This window comes from Streptomyces sp. NPDC034085 (assembly GCF_055575555.1).
On sequence record NZ_JBVISL010000003.1, the window covers coordinates 850057 to 863784 of the forward strand.

Here is a 13728-nt window from a genome sequence, read left to right on the forward strand (position 1 = left end):
AGTCGGTGGAAGCCGTGGAGCGAGACGGCGAGCGGGATGCCCTGCCCGTCGACGATCAGGTGGTGCTTGCTGCCCGGACGTGCACGGTCGACCGGGCTGGGACCGCTTTTGGGCCCCGCCAAGCGGCCCGGACGTGGGAGGAGTCGATCACCGCCCGCGCCCAGTCCAGCTTCTTGGCGACTCGCAGCTTCTTCAGCAGCACCAGGTGCAGCTGGTCCCAGACGCCGGTCTCGTTCCACGCGGCCAGGCGCCGCCAGCAGGTCATCCCGGAATCGAAGCCCACTTCCTGGGGCAGGTACTCCCACTGGATCCCGATGTGCAGGACGAACAGGACCGCACAGTGCCTGCCGGTCCGGAACCCGAGGGCGCCCCTCAACCTGCTTGGGGACCGGCTCGGGCAGCAACGGCTCGATCAGCGACCACAGTTCATCCGACACGATCCGCGGCCGCGACTGACGTTTCCCCACGATCAGACCAACGACCAACCGAACCGAAAGTCACATGATCAACAGCTTCTGTTAGGACCTCTTAGGCTTGTCCGCGGGTCCGTTACGGAACAGGACCGGTATGTCGAAGCTGTCGGCGTAGGTGAGCGGCGGCTCGTCGGGGACGTGTGCGGGGATCATGGGGTTCATGGGGATTACCCTGGCACGGGCCTGGGCTCTCCCGGGGCCGGGCGGCGGGCTGCCGATCTTGCATGGCTCCAGTCGTCAGGGCGCAGTCGCGGCCATGTCCGATGGCGACTGTTGTTGTTGGCTTGCCACCCGTCTCCTCGTGTTGTACCACTCACGGCCGGTCGGGCCAGAAGAGCGACAAGGGGAGTCGGATGGAGGGCAGCTGTACCGCCTCGATCGGTCCGAGAACGGCTGCCGCAGCGCGAAGGGCTTCGTTGTAGGAGCCTGAGCCAAGGACTTCGGCGGAACAGGCAGGACAGTCTCCAGGCCGTCGGGCGTGACCAGCGCTGCTATCCCTGGAGCCTCGGACGTGCGCGAAGGCGTCGTCGGGGAAGTCGGCCCGCACGGCATGCCAGACCCCGGCGCGTTCGTCGTCGGGCAGCCCGGCCGCCACCGCCGGCCGCATCGGCGGCAGCAGGCGTTCGTGGTCCTGGACGAGGAACACCCGGTCGGTGAAGTCGACGCTGTCCCCCTCGGGGCGCCCCTGCTCCAGCCACGCCCGGGCCTCCTCTCGGGTGCCCGGTCCCCACAGGTATTCCGTGGGGAACCGTGTGGTCTCGTAGCGGGTGTCGAACTCCGCCCAGTGATCGTCGTTCCAGCGGCTATGTGGAATGAAGGCGATGGCCCGTACCACGACGTGCTGATACTCGTCGCTCTCCTGATCTTCCGTGGGGTCGGGGGCGGTGAGCGCGTCGGCGGGCTCCATCCGCGCCCGCCCGGATCCGTTCCAGCTCAGTACGGCGATGTCCCGGTGGAGAGGTGCCGGGTACAGGCGCCCGTCGGGAGTGGCCTGCCCCCACAACTGGTTGATCAGCTCCGCCAGATCCCGCACCGTTCGGGCCGCCCCGACGGGGGTATCGACATGATGGCCGGAGGGATGGGCAACGTGGTTACGCAGCTTGGCCAGCGCGTCTTCGACCGCGCGACTGCGCCGCCCGCGGAGCAGACCCGCCGTACGCGCCCACAGGCGGAGCCCGTGCAGCATCCCGTTGAACTCGATGGCGTGGGTGGCGACGACCAGCTTCGCACGTTGCCGCGTCATCCTGTCCGCGCGCTTCTTGACGTCGTCGTACGACGTGACGGTGTAGGAGACGTCCGGGGCTTGGGGGAGACGGAAGGTGACGGTGCCGGCGCACCACTCCATGAAGCGGTCGCGCAACGCCTGCTCGTAGATGAGGAGCGCCTGGTCGCCGACCATGGTGTACACGTCGTAGCACAGCACGCCGTAGGCGAAGACGGTGCGCAGCCGCTCGAAGGAGTCGCGCGTTCCTGCCGCGACACCCTCCGCCAGGTCGCAGTCGGCGATCTGCCGCTGCTGGAACTCTGCGGCGTCTTCGGGCCTCATACGGCCGCCAAGTCCGTAAGGGTTGAACGCCAGTGCCAGATCGTCCGCGGCCCGCAACTCCTCAAGCGGCCGGATCTCCATGTACTTCTCCTCACGATGGGAAACAGGCCAGCATGCACCCCGGGCCCCTGGTTGGCCACCCCCTTTCCTTCAGGTGACTTCGTGAGATCGACGCGAAATGGGAGCGGAAGGCAACGGTTCTGCCCTTGGACAGCGAAGTCAGTCGCTGAAGTCGCGTTAGCCTGCACCGACTGGGGGGTCGGTTGACGAAGGATCTTTCGGGGCCCGCTTGCGATCTGACTGGTGGTTCAGTCCTGGCGCTGGACATGGACTCGTCGAGCTGGCCCCTATACCGCACGGTACTCAGGGTCGGTCCCGGCGCACGTCCTTGCGCCGTCGTTCGAGTTGAGGGAGCCAGTGCTCGGGCGGCTGGGGATCGGTGGCTGCTACCGCCCAGCCGTCCTCTTCTTGAGGGTTCCGGGGAGCCCAGGTGCGCGGTGGGCGCAGTGCGAGGACATCCTTGACGAGTGCCCCCATAGCATCAGGAAGGTCCCGGTCAGGGTCGTTCAGCAGGAGAGGAATACCCAACGGGTCCCGTCGGGGGGCTGATGTCCGGTAGGTGACCTGGCAGGAGGCGTTCGCTTCAAAAACGACGCCGCGGGCGTGGGCCAGCCCCTCCTCGTCCGAGAACCAGATCAGCCGGTCGCCAGCTACCAGGCGCTCCCTGCCATGGAGCATGCCGTTCCGCACGGTTCCGTCTCTGTCGAGGAAGGGAACGGGGTCCTCGTATGCGCCAGGATCGTTGTCGCTAATTCCGGCCACGTGCCCAGGGTCATGCGTGGAGTGGATCTCCATGAGGTCGCCGTCCCCGTGGGCCATCCAAATGTCGAGAACCTCAGCGGACGAGCTGAGCAGATGTGGGTACGCGGTGAGCGCGAACAGCTGCCCTGCCCTTAGGGGCAGGACGACTCGGTCATTCGCGGGCAGGCGATGAATTGCAGGGATCGGCTCCCAGCTGTTGATACCGGTTACCTCCCTCTGGCATCGGCGGATCGCCTCGATGGCCGTGTCCAGGGAGACGCGGAAAAACTCCTTGCTTGCGTTGACTCGTTGGGCGGCGAGGAGGCGGTGGACAGCCTGTTCCACGTCTCTGGGCCGGGACGTGTGGGCCCTGAAGAGCACGTCGAAGGGGAAGGGGACCGATGTCCCTGACAGGTCTTTAGCTCGGTCCTCCGCGAGCAGGTCTGTGTAGCCGATCTTGAGCATGTCCCGGAAGGCAGGGTTCCGCTGGACGTACACGAACCCAGTGGTCCGAGAAGGAGGCAGAGGAGTCCCGATGCCTGTCTTCTGGGAGCTGCCGGGGTTCTGGTGCCTCTTGATGCCCCTGGAGAAGCCGGAGAAGGTGACTGGCGGGTCGGACGACAGTACTACGATCCCACCTTCGAGGTTGTGGTGGGATGAGGCGGTGATGCGGCGCCCCGAGGAGAAGTGCTCCACCTGAGCGCGGGACAGACAGCGCAACGCGTCTTCGAGCGGTTCGATCCCCTCATGTTCGTCGTGGTCGCGACTGCGGAAGTCGGGCAGGGCTCGGGCCAGTGCATTGGTGGCGGCATCCGTGATCAGACTGGCGAGCTCCGGGCCGATGTGTGCGTACACAGTGCCCAGGTGGGTGGACTCGATTTCGTCGTACTCGTTGTGCGCTTGGGCGTAGAGGTCGATAGGGACGCCGGCACGCTTCGCGATGAGGAGCAGCTCGCAGGCGTGGCCTGGGTTGTCCAGGTCGAAGACGAAGTGGGCGTGCATGCCCAGGGACTCCGTCCTGGGCTTACGGCAGATGAGTAGAAGGCGGTTCCGATGTTCCGGATCCCGCTCGAAACCGAGGGGCAGCACCCCCTCTGTGAATGCGGCAAGGGCAGCCTCCGCCTCTGCTGTAGTTCGGACGATGATGTTCCACCAGGGCAGAGGGCCGAAGGTGCCGTGTACCGCCTCGGCATCAGGAACACAGGAACTGCCTGGGTACGACTGCCGGAAGTGGAGGGAGTGGTTCAGGAAGCTCAGAATGCAGGCGTCCTGGAAGCGCTCCTGATGGGTGCGCGCCCGCAGCATGTCGCGCTCAGTGTCGCTCAGACACCCGATCGCCTCGCCGAGTGTTTCTAGCTGCTCGTTGACCAGCTCCAAGGCTTGGGTGATCACTGGCCGCAGAGCGTGACTTTTCCGGAGCTGTCGGCTTGCCTCTCGAAGGTGCCCCTTGGCCGCGGTGCAGTAGGCCACATCTGCGCCCAACTTCCATAGATGCCTGGCCTCGTCGGCGGAAAACTGCGCCAGCCACAGACGTTGAGCTTCGTTACCCTTCCTGATCAAGGCAACTGAGGCGGCATGCCGTACACGAGCGTCGCGTTCTGCTTCCAGTCTGGACCAGATGTTGTCGGAGTACGCATCAAGGGATATGGCTGAGAGAGGCACCAGAGCCTCTCCGGTGCGAGTCTCCACGCCCCAGTGCCGGGCCAGTTCCCTGGCCACCTGGGCGGCGGTTGCGGCGCGGGCCAACCGCCGTGACCAGTGGTCCAAGAGCAGGGCATATGTGCTCTCTGGATCCTCAGCACGCAGTCCCAGGCCGAAGAGCAGGACGGAACCGACAAGGCCGTCGCGCTCTACGTGCCGGCGGACATACTCGACCAGGCTGGTGAGTTGATCCGTTTCAGGTTTGGGATCGGCGAAGACTGGGTGCTTTGTCAGCAGTCCAGTGATGTGCGCGGTGGGCCGGCCACGCGCGTCCAAGACGGCGATCCGCAGGATCAGGAGGGCACGCAATAGATCCAGATCACTCGGGTTACCGACGATCCGCGCCGGATCCAGCAAGGGGTGGTGGCGACCGACAGAGGTGGCAATCCCCGCGCAGATCTTCTGGATCCACTGCTCGCGCAGATCGGTCAAGCCAGTAGCAGAAGGCACAGCTGTAATCCCCCTGTTGGACAAGGACGGCAATGGAACCCTCTCCCGACATCCGCACGGAGACCGTCACACCTCGTGGAAGCTCTGCCAGCGCGTGGTGTCGGCGACCTGCGGGACATGCAGGCGCCCGGCAGACGTCATGCCCATGAGCCCTGGTGGTCTGAGGGCCACGGCCACGCAGTTCATCATCCTGGCCTGTCGCATCTGCGGAGTCTATGAGGCGCCACTGACAAGCCCCCCGCTCCGGCAGGACATCGCGACATTCCCTCTGACCTCCTCGGGCGGGGCGGTGTGGGAAGCCCGCACGACTGAGTTCGCTGTCAAACGCCTGGATTGGATGACAGGGCGACTGGCGTCACTGTCCAAGGACAAGTTCGCCGGGGGCAGACGGGAGAAAGCGCGGAGAGACTGGCCCACGCGTTGGACACCATGCCAACGTAGACGACCTTGCAAGAAACCCCAGGTCGAATAGGTGATTGCCCGCGACCATGGCTCCCGTTGGACCCGGTTCTTTGCCCGGTCGGGGAGCCGGCGGGCTACAGCGAGTGGCCGCACACCTACGGCAGGGTCGGTCACGTTCGGGTCCTCTTGCCCAGCGAAATACTGCTGCCGACGCGCTTCGCCTGCCGCCTGCGTCGTCCGGTGGATGCCTGCACCCGTGTCGCTCGCGAGGACGGCCGGGCGCGGCCCAACGACGTCCGGTTCCACACGACAAAGGCCGTGGTCACGACGCACCGGCGCGGCCCTGCGCCAGCAACATGCGCGACTGCCGACTGGTGTGCCCCGTGAACAACCCAAGGGGCTGATGCTGACCGTTTGCTGACCAGAGCCCCGCCGTCACGCCTCTGACCTGCGGAAACGTCCAGATGTCAGATGTAGGACTTGAACATGGTACGAAGCATGAACTAACTCCGGATATGTCTGCTCCCTGCCTGCTCATCGCAGGTCAAGGGCGGTCTGCGGAGCCTACAACGATTCGCATCCGCGGTCAGCTCTCCCAGGCGTGCAGGACTAATGCTGATCCGGTGCTGACCTTTCTGCCGGATTAGCAGGCCACTGCCCAACACCTCTACGCCCTGGATGGAAGCCCTTGGCGTGGGACCAGCTCGCTGTAGCCCCTCCGCCCGGGCTCGGTCCACCCATTCGTCCATGAGCTGGTTCGCCACCGTCTCGACGGCTGCGACTCAGGGACCTGCCGGAATCGACGTCGGTAACGCTCTCGCTGGTCACCAGTGATCTTCCTTGACCAGGAGATACGCCGAACGTCTTACAGCCCCTCAGCCAGAACTCGGGAGTGTAACGACGTCACATGACCCGGGCCCCTGAAGAGGCCCGGGTCAGGAGGCCAGTGTCATGCAGTGGCACTGTGCGCCAGCGCACGGGCCTTGGTCGCCCACTCCCCCATCCTCGTGATGGCGGAGGTCAGCTGCTTCACCGCGGCGGAAATTTCCTTCACCGGCTTCCGGAGGTGCCGGCTCACCCGCACCATGGCGCCCGCCGAGGAGCCGAAGGAGCCGATCTGCGCCAGACCGTCTTGCGCGGCTTCGTCCAGGGACATCAGTTGCTCCAAAAACTCCTCCGTTCCCTCGCCGCGCTCGTCGGGCGGCGTCATCTCGATGAGCCCCAGCGCGGCCCGCACCCCGCTGTCCAGCGTCACCATTCGCTCCGCGAACGCGGCGGCGACAGTGTTCAGCTCCCCCGCTGGTGCGCTGATCGTCTCCGCGTACCGGGCGACGGCGGCGAGCCGTGCGCTCATGGGCGCGTTCGCCTGGGTCAGATGGAGCATGTCGGTGCCGGACTGCTCGGTCAGCACTCCAATCGTCTCGATCGTCTTCGTGATCGCCTCCATGTCGGCGGCCATCTCGTCCAGCCCGTCTTCGATCACGGCGAAGTCGTCGAGCAAACCAGGCGAGTCCTCGTCCTCCCCGTTCCCGTCGTCGCCGACCTCCGAGGCGGAGGCCGGTCCGTCACCGGTCTGGAGCCCGCGCAGCACCCGTGCCGGCGTGAGCAGTTCGAAGCCATCCCGCAGCCCGGCCTCCAGAGCGCTCTCAATCTCCTTGCGCGCTCCGGCCAGATGGCTGCGCGTCCGCTGGTAGCGGATAGTCCTGATCGACGCGATGTCAAAGGGCAGTTGTCCGGCCTCCCCGATGTGGATCGTCGGCTTGCCGGTGATGTGCCGCAGCCCCAGCTCGTACATCACGTTGGGGTTGCCGCCGCTGACGTCCGCGACGACCAGGTCGGACTCGACGACGTGCCGGCAGATTTGCTCGTTGATGTCACCGGCATGCGCGATGCCGTCCGCGCGCACGGCGCTGATGCCATACTTCTCGCAGGCCGGGGCGATCACCTGTTCGAAGATGCCGAGGTGGTGCTCGTACACCTCGCGCTCGGGGCTGCCGTGCGCGGCGTGCGGGTCGCCGATAGGGCCGACGACGAAGCACCTCCGGGGATGATCGGACTCCTGTCGGAGCGTCTGTGACGTGATCATGCAAGAACCTCCGATGCTTGAGCGTGGATGTCATGGGGCCGGGCTGTGGGCGCCGCGTCGTCCTCCAGGGGGACGGCGTACACCGGCCGCTCCTCGATCCCGAGGGTGCGCAGCAGGTAGGCGGTGGGGATGCGGTAGCGTCGGCCGACCCGCAGCACGGGGCACGGGAAGGCTCCGAGGCGGATCAGCTTGTACGCCGTCCCGGGGCAGATACCGAAGGCGCGGGCGGCTGTGCGCAAGTCGACGCTCAGGGGCAGGTCAAGAGCCTCCGCGAAGCCGAGCGGCGGGCCAGACCGCCCGCTCACCGCCGGGCTCCCGCGGGGCGGAGGACCAGCGTGCCGATGAGGTCGGCCTCCTCGTGGCGGCGGGCCCGGAACACCAGGTCGAGCAGGCTGGTACCGGCCCGCTGGCCATCTTGCCGCGGGCGCGGTTCGGCGAAGCGGAGGGTGGCGCACACACCCTCGCGGCGGGGCGGGGGCGTGATGTGTACTACCCATCCCTCGGGCGGGTGGGGCCGCTTCTCCGGCAACACGGTGGAGTTTCGGGCCTCGACGAAGGCACCAATGTCGACGACGGGAATCTCCCGCGTGACGCGCTTCGCGTAGACCCACATCCGATTTACCGCCTCCTTGATCAGGCAGCCACCCGGGTCCGGGCCGTCCGGGTCCGCCGCGTCTAGGGCGGCAAGCACGGCCAGGACGGCCTCCGCCTCCAGGTCAGCCCGGTCGACCCGCCGCCAAAGGCGCAGAATCCGGTGCAGGTTCCGGTACAGCCCGGGGAGGACCAGCCAGACGACGAGCAGCCGTCCGGTGTCGTCGCCGGACCGCAGTTCCCGCTGGGCCTCGGTGATGGCCTGTCGCCAGACCGCCGCGCCCAGCGCCGCGTTCCGTCGGGGGCCGTAGAGCGCCCTCCTGCTCTCCTCCGGGGAGAGCAGGACCGTACGGGAGCCGTCGTTCACCTTGAGGCAGGGCAGCGTGGGGCCGGGCGGTCCGAGGACGCCCCGGTCGATCCGGGTAAAGACGCTCCCCGGTCCGGTCGATGTCATTCCTCCTCCTTTCCGGCCTCGTGGGGCCGGAGGTACGCCAGGGCGGCAGCGGCTCGGGCGCAGGCATGCGCGAGGTCAGTCAGGGCAGACGGCCCAGCCGTGTACCACGTCTTGCGGGCCAGGGGCGCCGTCCCGTTCCGGCGCCCGAACCGTGCGGCGGACGAGGCAGGCGGGTGGAAGTGAATACCGCCGTATACGGCATGGCCGACGTTCACCCCGTAGTCCGCCCACTGGCTGTCGCCCCGCTCGGGCCAGGGCGGGGCCTTGTAGGGGGCCGTCACCGGGTGGGCCCGGAGCTGTCTGGCGGAGGGGGCACGGGCAGGCCGACGGTGAGACCGCCGACGACGTCCCGGCCGACGGCGGCGCCCTGGTAGACGTACTGTGACAGGGGCGTCCGGTTAGGGGCGCCGCCGTCCGGCGAGGGCTTCGGCTCCGGCGCCTCCGCCACGGCCGTCCGCACGTCGTCCGGCGCGTAGCCCGGCACGCGGATCCAGCCGTAGCCGCCGAACTCCTTCACCCGCACATGGGCCCGCACGTACTGCGCGGGATCGAGGTCCCGCCGCCCGGACCGAACGACGTCCTGATACAGCCGGTCCGACACGATGACGGCGAGATCGGCCGTGGTGAGGGTGGCAAGTACGGCTTTGAGCTGGGGTGCGCTGACGTAGCGCGCCACGGCGACTGGGGCCGGGCCGGCATGGCCCAGGGCGGCGTCCGCGACCACGCCGGTGTCCACGGCCATCCGCAGCCTGACCCGCTGGGCGGCCGGGCGGGCGTTGCGATCCCCGAGGCGGACCGCGAGATGGTGGACGAAGGGGCCCAGCACGGCCTCCTCCGGTGTGGCCTCAGGGAGGACGGCGAACTCCAGGTCGCCCTGCGGCTGACGCTTCCAAGCCGCCCGGTCCAGCCCGGTCAGCGCCGCCGCCTCGTCCAGCATCCGGACCAGCTCGGACTGGACGGCCGACTGCGTCCGGGTGTCGAGACGGCTGTACTGCTCCACATCCGCGGCCAGGCACAGCCGGCGGAACGGCAGGCCGGCCGCTGGCCGGGGAGGAGAAATCTCCTTCATGACAACTCCCACCTTCCAAAGGGGTTGGGTGCGGTGCACGCCAACTGTGGGCGGAAGAGGCAGGAGCAGCCCAGAAAGCCGCATTAATGCGGCTTTCTGGGTGTGGGCCTAGGCGGCTGGCATCCTCAGCAGGGCTGCCTCACGCAGACGGGCCATGTCCAGAATGGAGGTCTGCCGGAGGCCGGTCGTGATGATCTCGTCCTTCCCCAGCTGGGCAAGAGCCTTGTGAACAGTGTTCGTAGTGGATGCGGTGAGGGCGGCGAGCTCCGACTGGGACAGACTCACGTCAATGTGCACCCTGTTCCAGTCCGGCCCCCTTAACGTGCACTTGGGCCGCCCGTACGACTCCGCGAGTTCAACGAGGACGCGCGCCAGCCGGACCCGAACCGGATATCCGCCCAGCTCCAGCCGCAGGCGGTCGGCTCGGCGCAACCTACCGCAGACCATGCGGTAAAGGGTCATCAACGCCTCGGGGTGAGCGAGGAGGAAAGGCTCCAGTTCGTTCCGCGGGACGACGGTGGCGGACACGTCACCGCAGGAGGTGACCGTGGCCGATCGTGGTCCGACACCTGTGGCCGCGATCTCGCCGATGACGTCCCCGGCAACCCTGATGTCCATCAGCCGGTCACGGTTCAGGCGGGCGGTCACCTTCACCAAGCCCTCGTGAAGGACCACCAGCTCCTGCGCACGATCGCCCTCGTGGATGAGTACGTCTCCCACGGCGTAGCGGCGTGGAGTGCCGAGCCTGGTGAAGGCCGCGCGTGCTTCGGGCGAAAGGGTGTCGAGAAAGGCCGTGCGACCCCTGGGGTTTGACCGGTGCATCATCTACCCAGCACAGCACTCGGTCACCGCGGCGGCGCACCTTTCCGCCCGGCCCTCCGGTGCGCCGGACGCACGCCAGGGCGCGCGGCGGCGCACGGTCGGAGCATCCTGCGGGCCGGAACCAAGCAGGCCGGTCCCCCTCAGCTCCGATCCGAGTCGTGGATCGTCCCTGCCACGCCGTAGGACCCGAGGAGCGACAACTGATCCAGCAAAGGATCTCGGACCGGCGCGCGGGTGAAGGCGTCTGGCTTTCCGGGACCGCCTCGTAGACCCGCGGGTCCGCACGGTGAGGCAGCTCAACAGGCCAAGCATCTGGCCGCCTCGATCTCGCCTCGTGTCGCGTGGATGACGGCGAGGGCGGCCGTGGGAAATTGGCTCGGTCGGCGACTCTCCTGTCGCGGACACGACCGGCCTTCGTTGCAGCGGATCGTACAGAGGCAAGGGGGATGGGCTGACGATTCCGTCCGGACGGCAGACCGTCCGAAGCGTCCCAAAGCCGGAACCCCGGCTCGCACGCCGCCAGTGGCGTGCACTATGGGGCCCGATACTGACCGGTTGCCGACCAAAGCCCCGACGCCAGGCCGTTGACCTGTGGAATCTAGGCTCCCTGCCTGCGTTTCCGCAGGTCAAGGGCGGTTCCCTACCCTACAACGAGTCGCGGGTCCGGGTCAGCCCTCCCCGTGTTCCCGAGGCCTGAGGCTGACCGAGTGCCGACTTTTCCGACGCGTCGCCAGGGCGGGTGGGGAGGGGCCGGGTCGGTCCGCTCGTTCCCCCGCCGCGACGACGACGCCAGCCTACGCAACGGCCGTCGGCAGGCGTTCGGGATCTCCCTCGATGTGAGGGGTTCCACGGCGGCGGCTGGGGGGGTCTCCTGCCGGACGGGGCGGGCCGGCTGCGCGTCACCGCGTCATACCGGTTCCGGGGTGAAGGGGAAGAGCTCGTCCGCACCGGGCTGTACGACGCCGTAGCTGCCTTCCGGTACCTCGTTCCACGCGCCGGGCAGGTCGCCGAGGGGCTCGGACACGATGAGGCGGGTCTCCTCGGAGATGTCCCGGAGGAACGCGACGTCGGGGTGGAGTCTGCGCAGCGCATCCACCCGGCTGCTGTAGAACAGCGACCGGGAAGCGCGCCGGCTGGAGTACCGGAAGGCCCACACGCGCGTGCCGTCGGTGATGGCGAGCGTCATCTGCAGGGGGTACTCCACGCCGTGCCGGCGGCCGGCGTCCTCCACCACTCCCGCCATCTTGGCGACGGCGGTCGGCGGGTCCTGGTCCAGGCCGAAGGTGAGGGCCAGGTAGAACATCACCTCGGAGTCCGTGGTCCCCTCGATGTCGGCGTACAGAGCAGGATCGACGAGCAGGGTGAGGTCGCGGCGCATGAGGTGGAAACCGAGGATGGCCCCGTTGTGCATGAACATCCAGCGGCCGTGACGGAAGGGGTGGCAGTTCGACTGCTGCACCGCCGTCCCGGTCGATGCCCGGATGTGGGCGAAGAACAGCGGGGAGCGGACATGATCCGCCATCTCCCGCAGGTTGCGGTTGTTCCAGGCGGGACCGACGTCCCTGAGGAGCGCCGGAGAGTCGTTGTCTGGCGTGTACCAGCCGACGCCGAAGCCGTCTCCGTTCGTCGTTTCGACACCCAGTCTGGAATGCAGGCTCTGGTCGATCAGCGAATGGGCGGGCTTGTACAGGATGGTGTCGAGCAGCAGGGGTGTCCCCGAGTAGGCGAGCCATCGGCACATGTGCGATCACCTGTGTTCCCCACTGCGCAACGGGCCTTCTGGCGCCGCGGGCACCTGGTCCGGCGCCGCCCGGGCGCTGCCGCTCCGGCCCTTTCATTCTCACGGCCCCCGCGGATGATCGCCACGCAGGCGGCGACCCGTCGCGATCGCTCCGCCCCTTCCGTAGCGGCGGGCGACGCGCGGGCCGAGGGCGCGCCTTGGAGCCGTGGCCCTTCGCCGTGAGATGACGGAAAGGGCCACATCCGGCATTTCACCACCTGGTCGCGTCGCTCCCGTGGTTGCATCCCCCTCGGGGGCCGCGTTCGCCGGGACCATGGAGGAGGCTGGATGTCCGGCTCGGCTGATGACCCCTCACGCCTCGGGGCCCGGGAACGGCGACGCGAGCGGGGCGCAGCGTTCCGCCTTCCCTCGCGCGCGAGACGAAGGGACCTGTCCCAGCTCGTCTGTGCGGCCGTGGGGCTGGCATCGGGGCTGCTGGTCCCCCTGTTCCCGCTGGGCCCCCAGGTGGACTCCGGTCGCGTGGTGACCCTGCTGTTCACCCTCGGATTCGGCGTCATCGGCCTGGTGAGCGTCATCTACTCGATGCTGTTCCTGGTCGTTCAGTTCTCCGCCAGCGCCTTCACGCCGCGTCTCGCCCTCTTCCGGGACGAGCCGATCGTGTGGCGTGCGTTCGCCTTCACCGTCGGCGTGTTCGTCTTCAGCATCACCGCGGGACTGTCCATCGGCGCCGGCACGGCGACCGTCTCCGCCTTCGTTCCCTGCACCGCCATGGTGCTGTCGCTGGTCGCACTCGGCCTCATGCGGACGCTGCAGATGAAGGCGTTCAGCTCGATCCAGCTCGCCCACTCGCTGACCGCGATCGCCACGCGCGCGCACCGCCTGTTCGATGCCCTGTACGTGCGGCCGTACGACCCGGACGGGGCCCCCGCCTCGCCGCTCCCGGCGGCCGGTGCCACCGCCGTCCTCTGGTCCGGGCCGGCTGTCGTGGTCCAGCGGATCGACGTGCCCGCACTGGTCGGCGTGGCGAAGGAGCACGACTGCACCATCACCCTCCTCGTCGCCCCGGGAGCGACCGTGACACGGGGCACGGCACTTGCCGAGGTGACCGGCGGCGCACTGTCCGAGGCGGTGCTGCGCGGCACCCTGGTGACCGGAGTCGAGCGCACCTTCGACCAGGACCCCGGCCTGCCGTTCAGGCTCCTCGCCGACATCGCGCTGCGCGCCCTCTCCCCGGCGGTCAACGACCCGGCCACGGCGGTGGAGAGCATGGACCGCCTCGAAGACCTGCTGACCCGCCTCGCCGACCGCGAGCTGAGCATCGGCCACTTCTTCGACGAGGGGGGCCGGTTGCGGGTGACGGTCCCGGTTCCGGACTGGGAGCGGTACGTCCGAACGGCCCTCGACGACCTCGTCTTCGCCGCGACGGGCTCCCCGATGGCACTCCGCAGAATGCGTGACCTGCTGGGCGGACTGGTGGAGCGCATCCCCGAAAGCCGACGCGCGGTCGTCCGGGACCGGCTCCAGTGGGTCGAACGGGCGGGGAGCGAGGCCTACCCGCTCATCTGGACGAACGGGACAGGCCCTTGAGCAGC

Annotated in this window: 10 protein-coding genes and 1 pseudogene; 1 reads left to right on the top strand and 10 read right to left on the bottom strand. The window is 68.1% G+C overall.

The window, feature by feature from the left end; translation table 11 throughout:
• Window positions 1-2: 2 nt before the first annotated feature.
• The 10 genes and pseudogenes from ACZ501_RS14155 to ACZ501_RS14200 form a co-directional block, all read right to left on the bottom strand.
• A pseudogene (locus ACZ501_RS14155) lies at window positions 3-467 on the bottom strand (IS5 family transposase); the annotation flags it as partial.
• 319 nt (window positions 468-786) lie between these two features.
• Window positions 787-2100 (bottom strand): hypothetical protein, encoded by a 1314-nt coding sequence (locus ACZ501_RS14160; protein WP_468795244.1) that lies wholly within the window; start codon window positions 2098-2100, stop codon window positions 787-789.
• Between the two features lie 282 nt (window positions 2101-2382).
• Window positions 2383-4953: a GIY-YIG nuclease family protein gene (locus ACZ501_RS14165; protein WP_468795247.1), complete on the bottom strand. Its 2571-nt coding sequence runs from the start codon at window positions 4951-4953 to the stop codon at window positions 2383-2385.
• A gap of 84 nt (window positions 4954-5037) precedes the next feature.
• Window positions 5038-5175, bottom strand: a complete 138-nt coding sequence (locus tag ACZ501_RS14170) for a hypothetical protein (protein ID WP_468795250.1) — start codon at window positions 5173-5175, stop codon at window positions 5038-5040.
• A gap of 1147 nt (window positions 5176-6322) precedes the next feature.
• Window positions 6323-7459 carry a hypothetical protein gene (locus ACZ501_RS14175; protein WP_361604713.1) on the bottom strand — a complete coding sequence of 379 codons (1137 nt, stop codon included), beginning with the start codon at window positions 7457-7459 and terminating at the stop codon, window positions 6323-6325.
• Window positions 7456-7764, bottom strand: coding sequence for a helix-turn-helix domain-containing protein (locus ACZ501_RS14180; RefSeq protein ID WP_361604710.1), 309 nt, complete (start codon window positions 7762-7764; stop codon window positions 7456-7458). Before ACZ501_RS14180 ends, ACZ501_RS14175 begins: the two co-directional genes overlap by 4 nt.
• Window positions 7761-8504: a hypothetical protein gene (locus ACZ501_RS14185; protein WP_361604707.1), complete on the bottom strand. Its 744-nt coding sequence runs from the start codon at window positions 8502-8504 to the stop codon at window positions 7761-7763. Before ACZ501_RS14185 ends, ACZ501_RS14180 begins: the two co-directional genes overlap by 4 nt.
• Before the next feature lie 277 nt (window positions 8505-8781).
• Window positions 8782-9573: a hypothetical protein gene (locus tag ACZ501_RS14190; protein ID WP_361604703.1), complete on the bottom strand. Its 792-nt coding sequence runs from the start codon at window positions 9571-9573 to the stop codon at window positions 8782-8784.
• A gap of 108 nt (window positions 9574-9681) precedes the next feature.
• Window positions 9682-10293 (bottom strand): Crp/Fnr family transcriptional regulator, encoded by a 612-nt coding sequence (locus tag ACZ501_RS14195; protein ID WP_361604700.1) that lies wholly within the window; start codon window positions 10291-10293, stop codon window positions 9682-9684.
• A 1009-nt stretch (window positions 10294-11302) separates the two neighbouring features.
• A complete protein-coding gene (locus ACZ501_RS14200) occupies window positions 11303-12136 on the bottom strand; it encodes a class II glutamine amidotransferase (RefSeq protein ID WP_468795253.1) in 834 nt (277 codons plus the stop codon).
• A 453-nt stretch (window positions 12137-12589) separates the two neighbouring features.
• Here ACZ501_RS14200 and ACZ501_RS14205 point away from each other — a divergent pair, with 453 nt between their 5' ends.
• Window positions 12590-13723: a DUF2254 family protein gene (locus ACZ501_RS14205; protein WP_468795256.1), complete on the top strand. Its 1134-nt coding sequence runs from the start codon at window positions 12590-12592 to the stop codon at window positions 13721-13723.
• The last annotated feature ends 5 nt before the right edge of the window (window positions 13724-13728 follow it).

Excerpts from the sequence above, each read along its gene's own strand:
- ACZ501_RS14160 (WP_468795244.1), bottom strand. The coding sequence starts at position 2,100 with ATGGAGATCCGGCCGCTTGAGGAGTTGCGGGCCGCGGACGATCTGGCA.
- ACZ501_RS14170 (WP_468795250.1), bottom strand. The coding sequence starts at position 5,175 with ATGCGACAGGCCAGGATGATGAACTGCGTGGCCGTGGCCCTCAGACCA.
- ACZ501_RS14175 (WP_361604713.1), bottom strand. The coding sequence starts at position 7,459 with ATGATCACGTCACAGACGCTCCGACAGGAGTCCGATCATCCCCGGAGG.
- ACZ501_RS14185 (WP_361604707.1), bottom strand. The coding sequence starts at position 8,504 with ATGACATCGACCGGACCGGGGAGCGTCTTTACCCGGATCGACCGGGGC.
- ACZ501_RS14190 (WP_361604703.1), bottom strand. The coding sequence starts at position 9,573 with ATGAAGGAGATTTCTCCTCCCCGGCCAGCGGCCGGCCTGCCGTTCCGC.
- ACZ501_RS14200 (WP_468795253.1), bottom strand. The coding sequence starts at position 12,136 with ATGTGCCGATGGCTCGCCTACTCGGGGACACCCCTGCTGCTCGACACC.